A 12,479-nucleotide genomic window follows, 5' to 3' on the forward strand; every position below is an offset into this window, starting at 1 on the left:
TGCGGTTGGCGACAGTCGTGCGAGGTTCGTGGATACCAGTGCCTGGTTCTGTTCGGACGGGCAGTGTCCGGCGTTCGCTGATGGGATGCTCATCCGCGCCGACCGGCTGCACTTTACGGCTGCGGCTACGGCGTCGACGGCGCTGACGCCTTTTCTGAGGGACGCGTTGGCGCCCTTGGCGTACAGGAGTCGAACTGGTCCCCGACAGGCCGGGGGGCAACCTGTCGGGGACCTGCTACCAGGAGGCGATCCAGTTGTGGCGAGCTCACGGAGGGCAGGTACGTGGGCGTCGTCTGGGCTGGGCCGCTTATTAGATGTATCGGCAGGGATGGTGGGGGGCTTTAGGGGTCTGGTTTAGATTTTTTTGGCGAAGGGCTTGAAAGGCTAAAAGCAGGCGCTTCCAGCGGGGGCCTCGGATCCCTCGGGGAACTGGCGCCGGCTCCATAGGGGGGTGACTGCTAGTCCCTGCGCTGGCGGTCGGTGAGGTGGGGGTTCGTTCCCCTCGGTCCCGTCGGCAGCCCTACGGGTACAGCGCCGCCGCCCGGGTGTAAAGTCCACGCGCTTGCTTTTGAGGTGTTGGCGGCGGTTGCGTACAGCGTGAACTTGACACCCGGTCGGCGGCACTGTAGGCAAAGCCCTGCCGACGTGACCGAGGGGAACGAACCAAAACCCAGGCAGAGGGCTGAAGGACTCGGCGGCGGTGATGGGTGCGCGGCGACTGCGGCCGCCGGTTCGCGAATGACAATGGGCGTGGCGACCAGTTTCGGTCGTCACGCCCATAGTGCTGTTGTTCAAGCAAGCTCGTGCAGTCGTGCAGTCGTGCAGTCGTGCAGTCGTGCAGTCGCGCAGCCGGTCAGTGTTCGTCGTCCGGCTGCTTTTGTCTGCTTGCCGCGCCGCTGTCTGCTTCGCGGCTCGTGCCGTCAGCCGCCGTCAGCGGGCCCGTCGTGCCGCCTGCTTCGCCAGCAGTGCTTCGCGCTTCTCGCAGAAGCGTGCGGCGGCGAAGTCCAGGCCGGACAGGAACTCGACCAGTTCGGTGCGGGCGATTTCGCCGGTCGGGCCGAGGTCGGTGCGTTCCAGGGCGCGGACCTGGCGGAGGATCGGCATCACGACTTCGTCGTGGTGGATGCGGAGGTCGTAGATGCCGGCTTTGGCGATCATCACGCTCTTGCGGCCGAAGTCCTGGAGGCCGCTGCCGGGCATCTGGAATTGGCGGACCACGTTGGTCACGGCGCGCATGGCCTGGTCGGGGTCGAGGTCGAAGGCCGCGTTGAGGAGGTTGCGGTAGAACAGCATGTGGAGGTTCTCGTCCTGCGCGATGCGGGACAGGAGGCGTTCGCAGTTGGGGTCGCCGCTGATCTTGCCCGTGTTGCGGTGGGCGATGCGGGTGGCGAGTTCCTGGAAGCTCACGTAGGCGATGGAGTGGAGCGCGTCGTAGCTGTCCGGCTGGGCGTAGCCGTTGGACATGTGGATCATGCGCTCGCGTTCGAGGGCGATCGGGTCGACGGCGCGGGTGGTGAGCAGGTAGTCGCGGATCGCGATGCCGTGGCGGCCCTCTTCGGCGGTCCAGCGGTGGACCCAGGTGCCCCAGGCGCCGTCCTGGCCGAACTGGACGGCGATGGCCCGGTGGTAGCTCGGCAGGTTGTCCTCGGTCATCAGGTTCAGGACCAGGCTGATGCGCGCGATCTCGGGCATTCCGCTCTGGTCCGGGGACCAGGGGGTGCCGTTGTACGGGCCGTCGAAGTTGGTGCCCTCGGTCCACGGCACGTACTCGTGCGGGAACCACTCCTTGGCGGTGCCGAAGTGCCGGTCCAGGTTGGTGGCGACGACCTGCTCGAGTTCGGTGAGCAGGGCGGTCTCGGTGAGTCCGGGAGTGTCGGGGCGCCCCTGCCGGGGCAGGTCTGTGATGGTCATCGGGGCGGCTCCTACACGCTCTGGCCTGCTGGTCGGGCCCTTGGGGACGGACCCTACGGACCCGAAACTTACGGGTTCGTAGGTTACGTTAGCGTAAGTCACCGTGTCGGCAAAGGTCCAGCGGTCCGGGGGGCGCGGCTGTCAACCGGAATTCCAGGCGGTGTGGGCCGGGTCTCATTGTGGGGGATGCACAGCCCTCGTCACCAGGTCTTTGGCCCAGGGGTAGTCCGGCTTGCCGCTCGGGGAGCGTCGTATATCCGCCACGCGCACCAGCAGGCGCGGCACTTTGTAACCGGACAAACGTGACCTACAGAACTCCTCCAGTTCGGCGTCGGTGGTGTTCTCGGTCCGCAGTTGGACGACCGCCGCGACCCGGGTGCCGAAGCGTTCGTCCGGGGCTCCGGCGACGATCGCGTCGAAGACGTCGGGGTGCGCCTTGAGCACGGCCTCGACCTCCTCGGGGAACACCTTCTCCCCGCCGGTGTTGATGCATTGCGAGCCCCGGCCCAGGACCGACACCGAGCCGTCGGCCTCCAGCGTTCCCAGGTCGCCGAGCAGGACCCAGCGGCGGCCGTCGTGCTCGAAGAAGGTCTCGGCGGTCTTCACCGGGTCGTTGTAGTAGCCGAGCGGGACGTTGCCGTGCTGCGCTACTCGTCCGACCTTGCCGTCGCCGGGTGTCGCGGGCCGCTTCTCCTCGTCGAGGTAGACCGTGGTGCGTTCGTTGACGGTGAACCGCATCCCGCCGGCCGGGCCGGTGCCGGGGGCCGCGTCGCCGTTGAAGCCGCTCTCCGTGGAGCCGAAGTTGTCCCTGATCAGGACGTGGGGCAGCTGGGACTGGAGCTGCTCGCGCACCGCCTCGGACAGGATCGCCCCGGCCGAGCTGAGCACGAACAGGCTGCTCATGTCGGTGCCGGCCAGCGGTCCGGCCAGGGCCTCGGCCAGCGGCCGGCCCATCGCGTCGCCGACCATGGAGATGATGTTCGCCTTCTCCTCGGCGACGGTGAGCAGCACCTCGTGGGCGTCGAACTTGCGGTTCAGGACGACCTTCTGGCCCATGTTGAAGCTGATGAAGGTGGCCAGCTGCGCGGCGCCGTGCATGAGCGGCGCGACCGGGAAGGTCGAGAGCTGGCCCGCCGCCGGGTCGATGCCGTCGGCGATCTCGGCGGGCACCTTCATCGGTTCCCCGTAGGGGCGGCCGCCGGCCATGCCCGCGTAGAAGATGTCCTCGTGCCGCCACATCACCCCCTTCGGCATCCCCGTGGTGCCGCCGGTGTAGATGATGTAGAGGTCGTCGGCCGATCGCGGGCCGGAGGGGAGCAGACCGTCGCGGTCCTCGGACCGGCCGCTGATCGCCTCCTCGTACGCGACCGCGCCGGGGTGGTCGATCCGCCCGCCGACCGAGACGACCGTCGCCAGCTTCGGTGTCCGGTCCGCGACGGCCGCCAGCCGCTCGCCGAACTCGCTGTCGATCACCACCGCGACCAGGTTCGCGTCGTTGTAGAGGTAGCGCAGCTCGTCGGCCAGGTAGCGGTAGTTGATGTTGATCGGCACGGCCCGGATCTTCAGGCACGCCAGCACCGCGATGACGTACTCCGACCCGTTGTACATGTGCATCCCGACGTGGTCGCCCACGCCGACGCCGCGTGTCAGCAGGAAGTGCGCCAGGCGGTTCGCCTCACGGTCCAGCTCCCGGTACGTCCAGCGCCGCGCGCCCCGGACGACCAGCGCCTCCTTCTCGGGGATCTTGTCCACGACGCTCTCGAACAGGTCCGCGAGGTTGAACTGCATGGGGAGTCCCTACTCTGCGAGATGTGCGCCGATGCGGAGGAGTTGGCGGGTGGCGGTGCCGAGCGTCTGCTCGATCTGCTTCCCGCGCACGAAGTACCGGTGCAGCGGGTAGTCGGTGTCCACACCGATCCCGCCGTGCAGGTGCTGGGCGGCGTGCAGGACCCGGGAGCCGGCGTCGCCGGCGTGGAACTTGGCGACGGCGACCTCGGCGGAGACCTCCGCGCGCTCGGCGGTGTCGCCGCCCCGGGACTCGTCGTCCAGCAGCCAGGCCGCGCGCAGCGTCGTCAGCCGCAGCACCTGGGCGTCGATGTGCGCGCCGGCGGCCCGCTGCGCGACCGCCTGGAACGAGGCGATCGGCTCGCCGAACTGCTTGCGCGTGCTGGTGTAGCGCGCCGTCATCCCGACGGCCTCGGCGCAGACGCCGGACGCCTCGGCGGCCAGCGTGAGCTCTCCCAGGTCGCGCAGCCAGTCCAGGGCGTCGCCGCCCCGCGCGACCAGCGCGGACTCGGGCACCGTCGCGGCCTCCAGGTCGAGGTCCGCGTACGGCTGCAACCCGGTGGTCAGCAGCGGCGTCGCCGTCAGCGCCGAGCGCGGCACGAGGAACAGCGCCGGCCGGCCGTCCAGCGCTGCCGGGATCAGGACGCTGTCGGCCAGGTCGCCGTACGGGACCATGGTCTTGGCGCCGTCGATCACGTACGTGTCGCCGTCCCGGCGCGCGGTCGTGGCCAGCGTCGCGGGCTCGCCGGGCTCCTCCAGCGCCGCCGTGATCAGCCTGGTGCCCGCCGCGACCTCGGCGACCAGGTCGTCGTGGCCGCCGAAGCGGGCCAGCGGCAGCACGCCGAGGGCGATCGCCGCCACCACCGGTATATACGCGGTGTGCCGTCCCGCGCTCTCGGCGAGCAGGGCCAGGCCGAGCACGCCCAGGTCGCCGCCGTCGGGCTCCGGCAGCAGCGCGCCGATCGCCCCGGCGGCGGCGAGCGCCCGCCACGCCTGCGCGTCGTGCACCGAGCCCAGGCCGCTGCCCCGCGCCTCCTTCTCCAGCTCGGCCAGCCGCTCGTTGCCGCAGTGGTCACCGAGGATCCGGTCCACCAGCTCGACCAGCGCCTGCTGCTCCTCGGTCAGCTCGAAGTCCATGGCCTGCTCCTCGTCGGCTAATGGCGGGGGATACGGGGCATGCTCAGCCCGAACAAGGCGATCAGGTCCCGCTGGATCTCGTTGGTGCCGCCGCCGAAGGTGAGGATCAGCACTCCGCGGTAGGCGCGTTCGACCCGCCCGGCCAGCAGCGCGCCGGGGGAGCTTCGCTTCAGGGCGCCGGCCGCGCCGAGCACCTCCAGCAGCAAGCCGTAAGCCTCGCAGTACAGCTCCGTGCCCCACACCTTGGTCGCCGAGGCGTCGGCGACGTCGAGTTCGGCGGCCGCGGCCACCTTCCAGTTGAACAGGCGCAGCGCCGAGAGCTTGGCCTGGATCCGGGCCAGGTGGATCCGCACCCATTCGCGGTCGATGACCCGCGAGCCGTCGGCCAGCTTGGTCTGCCGGGCCCACTCCACCACCTCGGTGAACGGCCGCTCCAACGAGCCGGACGCGCACAGCGCCACCCGCTCGTGGTTCAGCTGCGTGGTGATGACCCGGAAGCCCTCGCCGGGCTCGCCGATGATGTTCTCGGCCGGGACGCGGATGTCCGTGTAGTACGTGGCGAAGGTCGAGGCCTCGCCGATGGTGTGGATCGGCGTGTAGCTGAAGCCCGGATCGGAGGTCGGCACCATCAGGATCGAGATGCCCTTGTGCTTCTTGCCGGTGCGCGCCGGGGCCTCGGGGTCGGTGCGGCAGGCCAGCCAGACGTAGTCGGCGTGGTCGGACAGCGAGGTGAAGATCTTCTGCCCGTTGACGACGTAGTGCTTGCCGTCCGGCTCCAGCACCGCGCGGGTCTTCAAGCTGGCCAGATCGGTGCCGGCGTCCGGCTCGGAGTAGCCGATGGCGAACATGCATTCCCCGGCCAGGATCCTGGGGAGGATCTCCGCCTTCTGCTTCTCGGTGCCGAAGCGCTGGATGGCCGGCCCGACGGCGTTGATCGTGAGGAACGGCACCGGGGCGCCGGCCCGCTGGGCCTCGTCGAAGAACACGAACTGCTCCACCGGAGTGAAGCCCTGGCCGCCGTACTCCTTGGGCCAGCCCACGCCCAGCCAGCCGTCGCGGCCCATCTGCCGCACCGCCTCCCGGCAGCGCGGGCCGCCGAACTCGCCGGTGGACATCTCCTCGGCGACCTCGGGGGTCACGAGCTCGGTGAAGTAGGCGCGGAGAGTGTCGCGCAGCTGCGCCTGCGCCTCGGTGTACGCGATCCGCATGAGGTGAATTAGAACGTGTTACAGCTGCGATGGCAAGAGTTTCTGATGGATCATCAGATCGCGGCGGCGATCGCCCGAACGGCTTGTGGGGCGGGCGGTGCGCGGGGGCGGGTGCTCGGCTGGGAGGACGCGGCGCCCGACGGCGGCCGACCGTCGACGGGTGGAACGGAGCACTGATGAGCACGCCGAACACACCGAACACGCCGGATCAGCCGGAGCCGCCGAGCGGTCCGCCGAGTGGTCCGCCCAGCGGTCCGCCGAGTGGGCCTCCGCCCAGTCCGGCGGGCCCTGCCGGACCCGTCGGGCCGGCCGGGTCCGGTCCCGGCGGTCCGGTCGCTCCCGTGCCGTCGGCACCGCCGCCGCACCCGCCGACGCATCCGCTCGCGCACTCGTCGTCCCAGCACGACGTACAACACAGCTACGTCGCTGCGGCAGCCGCCGGCCACGGTCAGCCCCAGGTCCAGCCCCAGCCCCAGGCTGCCCGGCCGCGCGCAGTGACCGTCCCGCTCGGCAAGATGCTCTATCTCTGCGTCGCAGCCCTCGGCGTCATCAACCTGTTCCTCGGCTACGTCTCCAACGACGACCTGATCACCGTGAACCTCTACAAGGCCGGGGTCGCCGTCTTCGCCCTGGCCCCGACCATGCTGTTCCTCGGCGGACTGGTCGCGCTGCGCGGCTGGCTGCCCGGCGAACGCTCGGCGGGCGCCCTCCCGGCGATGATCACCAGCGCGATCTTCGTGACCCTGGTGCTGTCCGCTCTCGGCTCCGAAGGCGGCGGTGATCTCCAGACGCTGTTCGTGGTCTTCGGCGGCCTGCAATTCGTGATCGCCTGGCTGGCATACCTGTTCGACGCCGGCGTGATCACCGGCCGCTAGCGCACGCCCGCGCTAGCGGCTCACATCTTCGAGTGGTCCCACGACGTGGTGCGCTTCGGCCGGACCCGGACCACCGTGCGCTTGTGCGCCTGCTGCTCGACGAAGGGCCGCATGGCCTCGGCGTCGGCGCCGAAGACCTCCGGATAGCGCGCCGTCAGCGTCATGCCGAAGGCCACGACCTGGTCGTAGTCCTCGATCAGCTCCGCCTCGCCGTAGACCGTGACGCCGCGCAGCTCGTCGTAGGCCACGCCGTCCTCGACCAGGCACGTGATCCGCGGGTCGCGCCGCAGGTTCACCGTCTTCTGCGCCTTGCCGTAGGTCCAGAAGGCCAAGTCGCCGTCCAGTACCGTGTAGTACATGGTCACCAGGTGGGGCGTGCCGTCGGGATTGACCGACGCGACCTGGAGCTTGCGTGCCGAGGTCAGAAACGATTCGATCTCGGCATCGGACATCCGGATGCGGTCCCGCTGACTCATGCCGGAAAGTAGAACAGGTTTCGGTTGATGACGGCAAGGCTCCCGAAGGTATCGAGCACGGTGTCGAGCAAGGTGTCGGGCAAGGTATCCGGCACGGCCCCGGCGCGCGCCGTGCGGCACTACGTCCAGCGCGAGGTCTCCTCCACGGTGCACGGCTCCGGGAGCCTGGACCTGGAGCGCTATTCCGAGCCGCCGGGCGATCCCGGCCTGTTCGGGCCGGACAGCGTCACCTGGCGGGTGCACGCCGACGCCCCAGGCATGCTGATGGGCGGCTTCGCCTCGCTGATGCTCCAGTCCCTGCACCCGCTGGCGATGGCCGGGGTGGACCAGCATTCGGACTTCCGCCAGGATCCGGTGCGCCGGCTGAACCGGACCGTCGCCTACGTCGTGTCCACGACCTTCGGCGGCACCGCCGTGGCCGAGGCCGCCATCGCGCACGTCCGCGACCGGGTGCATCCGCACATCAACGGCATCGCGCCGGACGGCCGTCCCTACAGCGCCGAGGACCCGCACCTGCTGACCTGGGTCCACATCGCCGAGGTCCGCTGCTTCCTGGCCGGCTACGAGCGCTTCGGCGCCCCGCCGCTCACCCCCGCCGAACGGGACCGCTACTTCCGCGAGACCGCCGAGCCCGCGCGACGGCTCGGCGCGCGCGACGTCCCGCAGTCGGCGGCCGAGGTGGCGCAGTATCTGCACGACATGCGGCCCGAACTCCGGATCACCGAGGCCGCGATCGAGGGCATCCACTTCATCCGCACGTTCGGCGCCAACCCGCAGGAGCGCGCCGCGACCCGGGTCCTGATGAACGGCGCCGCCGCCCTGCTGCCGGACTGGGCCCGCGAACCGCTCCGGCTGGGCCGCTCGGACGCCGCCCGGCTGCTCGTCGACCGGCCGCTGGCACAGGCCGCGGGCCGAGCGCTGCGATGGGCGATGGAGCCCTCGTTGATCGTCGCGGCGGCCTACGGCCGGATGGGCCTGACCCCGCCCGGTCGGCGCTAGACGGGACACCGCCACGGCTGGGAGCCGGCCGGAGCGCGCGGCGGTGAATGTCAGGGAGACGATCTACGGTGGAGCCCATGGCGAATGACTATCCGTGGGAACCGCCGCTGGCCGGCAGCGAGGCCGAGGCCCTGCTCGGCGCACTGGACCGGCTCCGCTGGACCTTCCGCTACAAGGCCGACGACCTGGACGAGGCAGGCCTGCGGAGCCGCGTGGGCGCCTCCACCCTCACCCTCGGCGGCCTGCTGAAGCACCTGGCTTGCTGCGAGGACTACATGTTCACGGCCAAGCTGGCCGGCGCCCCGGTCGGCGCCCCCTGGCAGGCCCTCGGCTGGGACGGCGAGGGCAGCTGGGCCTTCACCTTCGAAGCCGACAACCACACCCCCGACGAACTGTACGAGTTCTGGGACGGCGCCGTGGCCCGCTCCCACCAACGCCTCGCCCTGGCCCTGGCCCACGGCGCCCTCGACCAACCAGTCCACGCCGGCCACGGCACCGCGAACCTCCGCCGCCTGCTCTGCGACCTGATCGAGGAATACGGCCGCCACACCGGCCACGCCGACCTGCTCCGCGAAGCCGTCGACGGCCGCGTCGGCGAGGACCCGCCGGCCGGCTGGCGGCCGGTGAGCGGGGGCGGAGGGTTGGTGGTGGAGTAGGGAGGTGGGGTGGGCTGTCTCTGCCCGCGCCACGCTTGCACTGCTACTGCCGCCGCTACCGCTACTGCTACTGCCCCGGCACCGCCGCTGCCACCAGCTCACGCCGAGCTGTCTCCGGCCGCCAGCCTCGCCAAGCCCTCGCGGCCCGCCGGAGCTGGCCCATTTCCGGCCCCGCCAAGCCGCTGCCGCCAGCTCACGCCAAGCGGTCCCCGCAGCCTTCTTGGCCGCAGCCCTTTCCAGCCGCCTGGCCGGGCTGTCTCCGCTCCCGCCAAGGCCGTTCGGTCCGCCGGAGCCCGTCTACTTCCTCCCTCGCCAAGCCTCCACCGCCGCTGCCGCCTGCTTACGCCAAGCCGTCCCCGCAGCCTCCTCGGCCGCAGTCCTTTTCAGCCGCTGAGCCGGCCTACTTCCTTCCCCGCCAAGCCTCCACCACTGTCGCCAGCTCCCGCCAAGACCGCTCCGGCTGCTCCAGCTCCGCCGGGTCCCCGTGGTACGGATCCAGCACCACCGTCTCCGATCCCAGCGCCGCCAGCCGCTCCAGGTCGTCCAGAACCTGCTCCAGCGTTCCGATCCCGGCGTCCCGGTCCGCGTCGGTCACCGGCTCGGCGGTCAGGCGCACCTTGATCCGCGGCGCCAGCGTCGGTACCGCGCGGCCGGCTTCGTCGGCGAAGGCCGCCAGGCGGTCCACCGCCTCGGTGAGCCAGTCCATCGTGAAGCCGAGCGGGTGCCAGGCGCTGCCGGCCACCACCGCGCGGCGCAGCGCCGCGTCGCTGTTGCCGCCGATCCAGACCGGCGGACCGGGCAGCTCCTCCGGGGTCAGGGCCGCCGCCACGCCCTCGACGCCGCCGCCCCAGATCTGGTGCATCTCGTCCAGGTACTCGTCCGTCAGCCGCCCGCGCCGCCCGTAGGGGACGCCGAGCGCCTCGAACTCCTGCCGGGCCCAGCCCACGGCCACCCCGAGCACGAACTTGCCGCCGGTCAGCCGGTGCAGGCTGGCCGCCAGCTGCGCGGTCACCGCCGGCGGCCGGTAGGGCATGATCAGCACGGTGATGCCCAGCTGGATCCGCCCGTTGGTGCGGCCGGCCAGCCAGGCCAGGGTGGTGAACGGGTCCTGGAACGGCCCCGGGTAGCGCACGGACACGTCCGGCGTGATCAGCACGTGGTCCGACATCATCAGCAGGTCGAAGCCCAGACCCTCGGCGACGTGCGCCCAGCGTTCCATCACCTCGACGGTCGTGGCCGGACCGAAATTCGGGACGTTGACCCCCAGCCGCACGGCGCGTTGTCCTTCCGCTCGCTTTTCGGCCCGGATCGGACCGGACCAGACAAGCAAACTACCGCGCCGTGCCCCACTGTTCCCGGGCCGGGGGCTCGGGGGACCGGCTAGCCAGGCCTCAGCCCGCCGCCGACGCCTCCGCCGACGCCGCCCCCGGAGCCGCCACCGCCCCCGGCGCCGCAGCCGCCCCCGCAGCCGCCTCCACCGGAATCTCCGGCAGCTCCCCGTCCTCAGCCGTCAACGGCCGCGCCACCAGCTTGCGGTCGTCGCTGGTCAGGCAGCGCCCCGAGGCCAGGTCGAACTGCCAGCCGTGCATCGAGCACGTCAGCACGCCGCCGGACACCGTCCCGAACCGCGTCAGATCGGCCTTCAGGTGCGGGCAGTGCCGCTGCACCGCGTACCCGTCGGCCTGCGCCAGGTCCGTGACGTCGCTGGACTCGGCGTAGTAGCCCTCCACATACGTCATGCGTTCTTCGGACAGCGACTTGAAGAACGTGTAGATGTACTCGTTGTACGGCCCCTTGCGCGAGGCCTCGAACCGGCAGGACAGGAACAGCTCGTTCACCCAGTCCTGGGTCCGGGTCCGCACCAGCTCCTCGATCAGCGGCCGCTCGGCCCGGAACTTGTAGCGGCACTCGGCCTCGCCGTCCCACGTGCCGATGGTCCGGGTCAGGAAGTCGAAGACGATCCGGTCGTCCACCTCGCGCGTCGCCGGGTCCACGGTCTCCAGCAGGATCCGGCCGTTCAGCCCCGCGCAGGTGTGGTCGGCCCACTCCAGCAGCGGCTCGATCCACTCCTTCAGCTGCCCGACCAGGTCCGACTTGTCCTTCGGCAGGCTCTCGTGCATCGCCTCGATCTGCGCCCGCGCCCGCTCCTGGTACGCGGTCAGGTAGGCGCGCCGCTGCCCGTAGATCTCCTCGATCTGCGCCTGCGGTACCTGCTCGACCTCGCACTTGCCGTCCGCGCCCAGCACCACGGTGGTCCCCGGGACGAACAGGTGCCCGTTGTCGTGGCCCTGCTCGCGCATGAACTCCAGGAACGCCAGCTGGCTCGGGAAGACGTTGGTCGGGTCGTCGTCGAAGTCGTTGATCGCGAACAGCCCGTCGCGCTCGTCCAGGAAGCACGGCGGCCCGGCGAACGGGAAGACCTGCTTGGCGTGGTACTGCTCGACGTAGCGCAGCGCGCGCGCCATGCCGTTCTCCCGCTTGCGGCGGCCGACGGTGGCCTTCATCCGCTCCGGGAAGTCGTAGACCATCGGGTACCAGATGGCGCCGGAGTACTGGAGGAAGTGCGCGTCGTACGGCCCGAACGCGGCGACCGGGCCGTCCTCGACCGGCCGGGCGTCGTTCTGGTTGAAGATCCGCACCTCGCCGTCGTCGATCGCGATGCCGCTGTCGCCGATCGGGCCGTCGGTCGGGGTGATCAGCGCGTCGATGAGGATCCGGAGCCCGCCGGGCAGTTCGGTGACCTCGCGGTTGCGGGTCTGCACGAAGTTCCGGAAGCCCAGTTCCTCAAGCTCGTTGCGCAGGTCCGGCACCGGGAAGTCGGGCAGCAGGACCGTGGTGTCCTTCGACATGTGCGCGGCCAGCCAGCGCGGGTCGAAGTGGTCGTGGTGCAGGTGCGAGACGTACAGGTACTCCGCGTCCCGGATGCCCGCCGGGTCGGCGTCGGAACCGAACGCCGAGTTGTCCGGGAAGGGGAACCACGAGGCGAAGTACGCCGGGGTGAACCACGGGTCGCAGACGATCCGGCCGGCGGCAGTCTCCACCAGCATCCCCGCGTGACCAATCGACGTGATGCGCATCGATCCAACGTATCGCACCGCCGTACCCCCGACCGGTACTCTGCCAGCGGGGCGGATCACAGTGACCGGCCCCGGGTGTGCGGAACCCGACGGAGACGGGCCAGACCAGGGGGCAGTGAGTCAAGTGATCGTGGACGGGGTTCTGCTCGGCAACCGGACGGACAGCGACCCGGCGCTGACCGTGCGGCTGGCCGGCCTCGCCGACGAGCTCGGCTACCGGGAGATCTGGCTGGGCGAGTCCACCGGGCACGACGCGTTCTCGCTGGCCGTGGCGGTGGCCGCGGCCGCCGCCGACCCGCCGGGCCTGGCCGCCGCGGCCGCCGGCGGCACCGGCGACGCCGACACCGACGCCGAC

At 70.8% G+C, this 12,479-nt stretch carries 10 protein-coding genes and 1 pseudogene; 4 read left to right on the top strand and 7 right to left on the bottom strand.

Translation table 11 applies throughout. From position 1 onward, the window contains the following. Positions 1–930: 930 nt before the first annotated feature. From ABD481_RS39855 to ABD481_RS39870, 4 genes are all read right to left on the bottom strand, one after another. Positions 931–1,911, bottom strand: a complete 981-nt coding sequence (locus ABD481_RS39855) for an acyl-ACP desaturase (RefSeq protein ID WP_344671081.1) — start codon at positions 1,909–1,911, stop codon at positions 931–933. Positions 1,912–2,085: 174 nt separating this feature from the next. Beyond that, positions 2,086–3,699: an acyl-CoA synthetase gene (locus ABD481_RS39860; RefSeq protein ID WP_344671082.1), complete on the bottom strand. Its 1,614-nt coding sequence runs from the start codon at positions 3,697–3,699 to the stop codon at positions 2,086–2,088. A 9-nt stretch (positions 3,700–3,708) separates the two neighbouring features. Beyond that, positions 3,709–4,833, bottom strand: coding sequence for an acyl-CoA dehydrogenase family protein (locus ABD481_RS39865; RefSeq protein WP_344671083.1), 1,125 nt, complete (start codon positions 4,831–4,833; stop codon positions 3,709–3,711). Positions 4,834–4,850: 17 nt separating this feature from the next. Then, positions 4,851–6,041, bottom strand: a complete 1,191-nt coding sequence (locus tag ABD481_RS39870; protein ID WP_344671084.1) for an acyl-CoA dehydrogenase family protein — start codon at positions 6,039–6,041, stop codon at positions 4,851–4,853. Positions 6,042–6,382: 341 nt separating this feature from the next. Between ABD481_RS39870 and ABD481_RS39875 the strand changes: the two genes are divergently transcribed. Beyond that, positions 6,383–6,916: a DUF5336 domain-containing protein gene (locus ABD481_RS39875; RefSeq protein WP_344671085.1), complete on the top strand. Its 534-nt coding sequence runs from the start codon at positions 6,383–6,385 to the stop codon at positions 6,914–6,916. A gap of 20 nt (positions 6,917–6,936) precedes the next feature. On the opposite strand, the gene ABD481_RS39880 is transcribed toward ABD481_RS39875, so the two are convergent. Beyond that, positions 6,937–7,392, bottom strand: coding sequence for a pyridoxamine 5'-phosphate oxidase family protein (locus ABD481_RS39880; protein WP_344671086.1), 456 nt, complete (start codon positions 7,390–7,392; stop codon positions 6,937–6,939). Positions 7,393–7,419: 27 nt separating this feature from the next. Here ABD481_RS39880 and ABD481_RS39885 point away from each other — a divergent pair, with 27 nt between their 5' ends. Both ABD481_RS39885 and ABD481_RS39890 read left to right on the top strand, forming a co-directional pair. Then, the gene (locus ABD481_RS39885; RefSeq protein WP_344671087.1) at positions 7,420–8,391 is read left to right on the top strand and encodes an oxygenase MpaB family protein; all 972 of its coding nucleotides are present in this window, start codon (positions 7,420–7,422) and stop codon (positions 8,389–8,391) included. 77 nt (positions 8,392–8,468) lie between these two features. Continuing rightward, positions 8,469–9,047 carry a mycothiol transferase gene (locus ABD481_RS39890; protein WP_344671088.1) on the top strand — a complete coding sequence of 193 codons (579 nt, stop codon included), beginning with the start codon at positions 8,469–8,471 and terminating at the stop codon, positions 9,045–9,047. 400 nt (positions 9,048–9,447) lie between these two features. Here ABD481_RS39890 and ABD481_RS39895 read toward each other — a convergent pair whose 3' ends face one another. Further along, entirely contained in the window at positions 9,448–10,320 is an 873-nt protein-coding gene (locus tag ABD481_RS39895) for an LLM class flavin-dependent oxidoreductase (protein ID WP_344671089.1), read from the bottom strand. Positions 10,321–10,438: 118 nt separating this feature from the next. After that, the gene (locus tag ABD481_RS39900) at positions 10,439–12,124 is read right to left on the bottom strand and encodes a Rieske 2Fe-2S domain-containing protein (protein WP_344671090.1); all 1,686 of its coding nucleotides are present in this window, start codon (positions 12,122–12,124) and stop codon (positions 10,439–10,441) included. A gap of 115 nt (positions 12,125–12,239) precedes the next feature. On the opposite strand from ABD481_RS39900, the pseudogene ABD481_RS39905 reads away from it, so the two are divergent. Further along, a pseudogene (locus ABD481_RS39905) lies at positions 12,240–12,479 on the top strand (hypothetical protein); the annotation flags it as partial.

Source organism: Catenulispora yoronensis, assembly GCF_039531695.1.
GTDB classification, from domain to species: Bacteria; Actinomycetota; Actinomycetes; order Streptomycetales; family Catenulisporaceae; genus Catenulispora; species Catenulispora yoronensis.

Coding starts and splice junctions, on each gene's coding strand:
- ABD481_RS39855 (WP_344671081.1), bottom strand. CDS start 1,911: ATGACCATCACAGACCTGCCCCGGCAGGGGCGCCCCGACACTCCCGGA.
- ABD481_RS39860 (WP_344671082.1), bottom strand. CDS start 3,699: ATGCAGTTCAACCTCGCGGACCTGTTCGAGAGCGTCGTGGACAAGATC.
- ABD481_RS39865 (WP_344671083.1), bottom strand. CDS start 4,833: ATGGACTTCGAGCTGACCGAGGAGCAGCAGGCGCTGGTCGAGCTGGTG.
- ABD481_RS39870 (WP_344671084.1), bottom strand. CDS start 6,041: ATGCGGATCGCGTACACCGAGGCGCAGGCGCAGCTGCGCGACACTCTC.
- ABD481_RS39880 (WP_344671086.1), bottom strand. CDS start 7,392: ATGAGTCAGCGGGACCGCATCCGGATGTCCGATGCCGAGATCGAATCG.
- ABD481_RS39885 (WP_344671087.1), top strand. CDS start 7,420: ATGACGGCAAGGCTCCCGAAGGTATCGAGCACGGTGTCGAGCAAGGTG.
- ABD481_RS39890 (WP_344671088.1), top strand. CDS start 8,469: ATGGCGAATGACTATCCGTGGGAACCGCCGCTGGCCGGCAGCGAGGCC.
- ABD481_RS39900 (WP_344671090.1), bottom strand. CDS start 12,124: ATGCGCATCACGTCGATTGGTCACGCGGGGATGCTGGTGGAGACTGCC.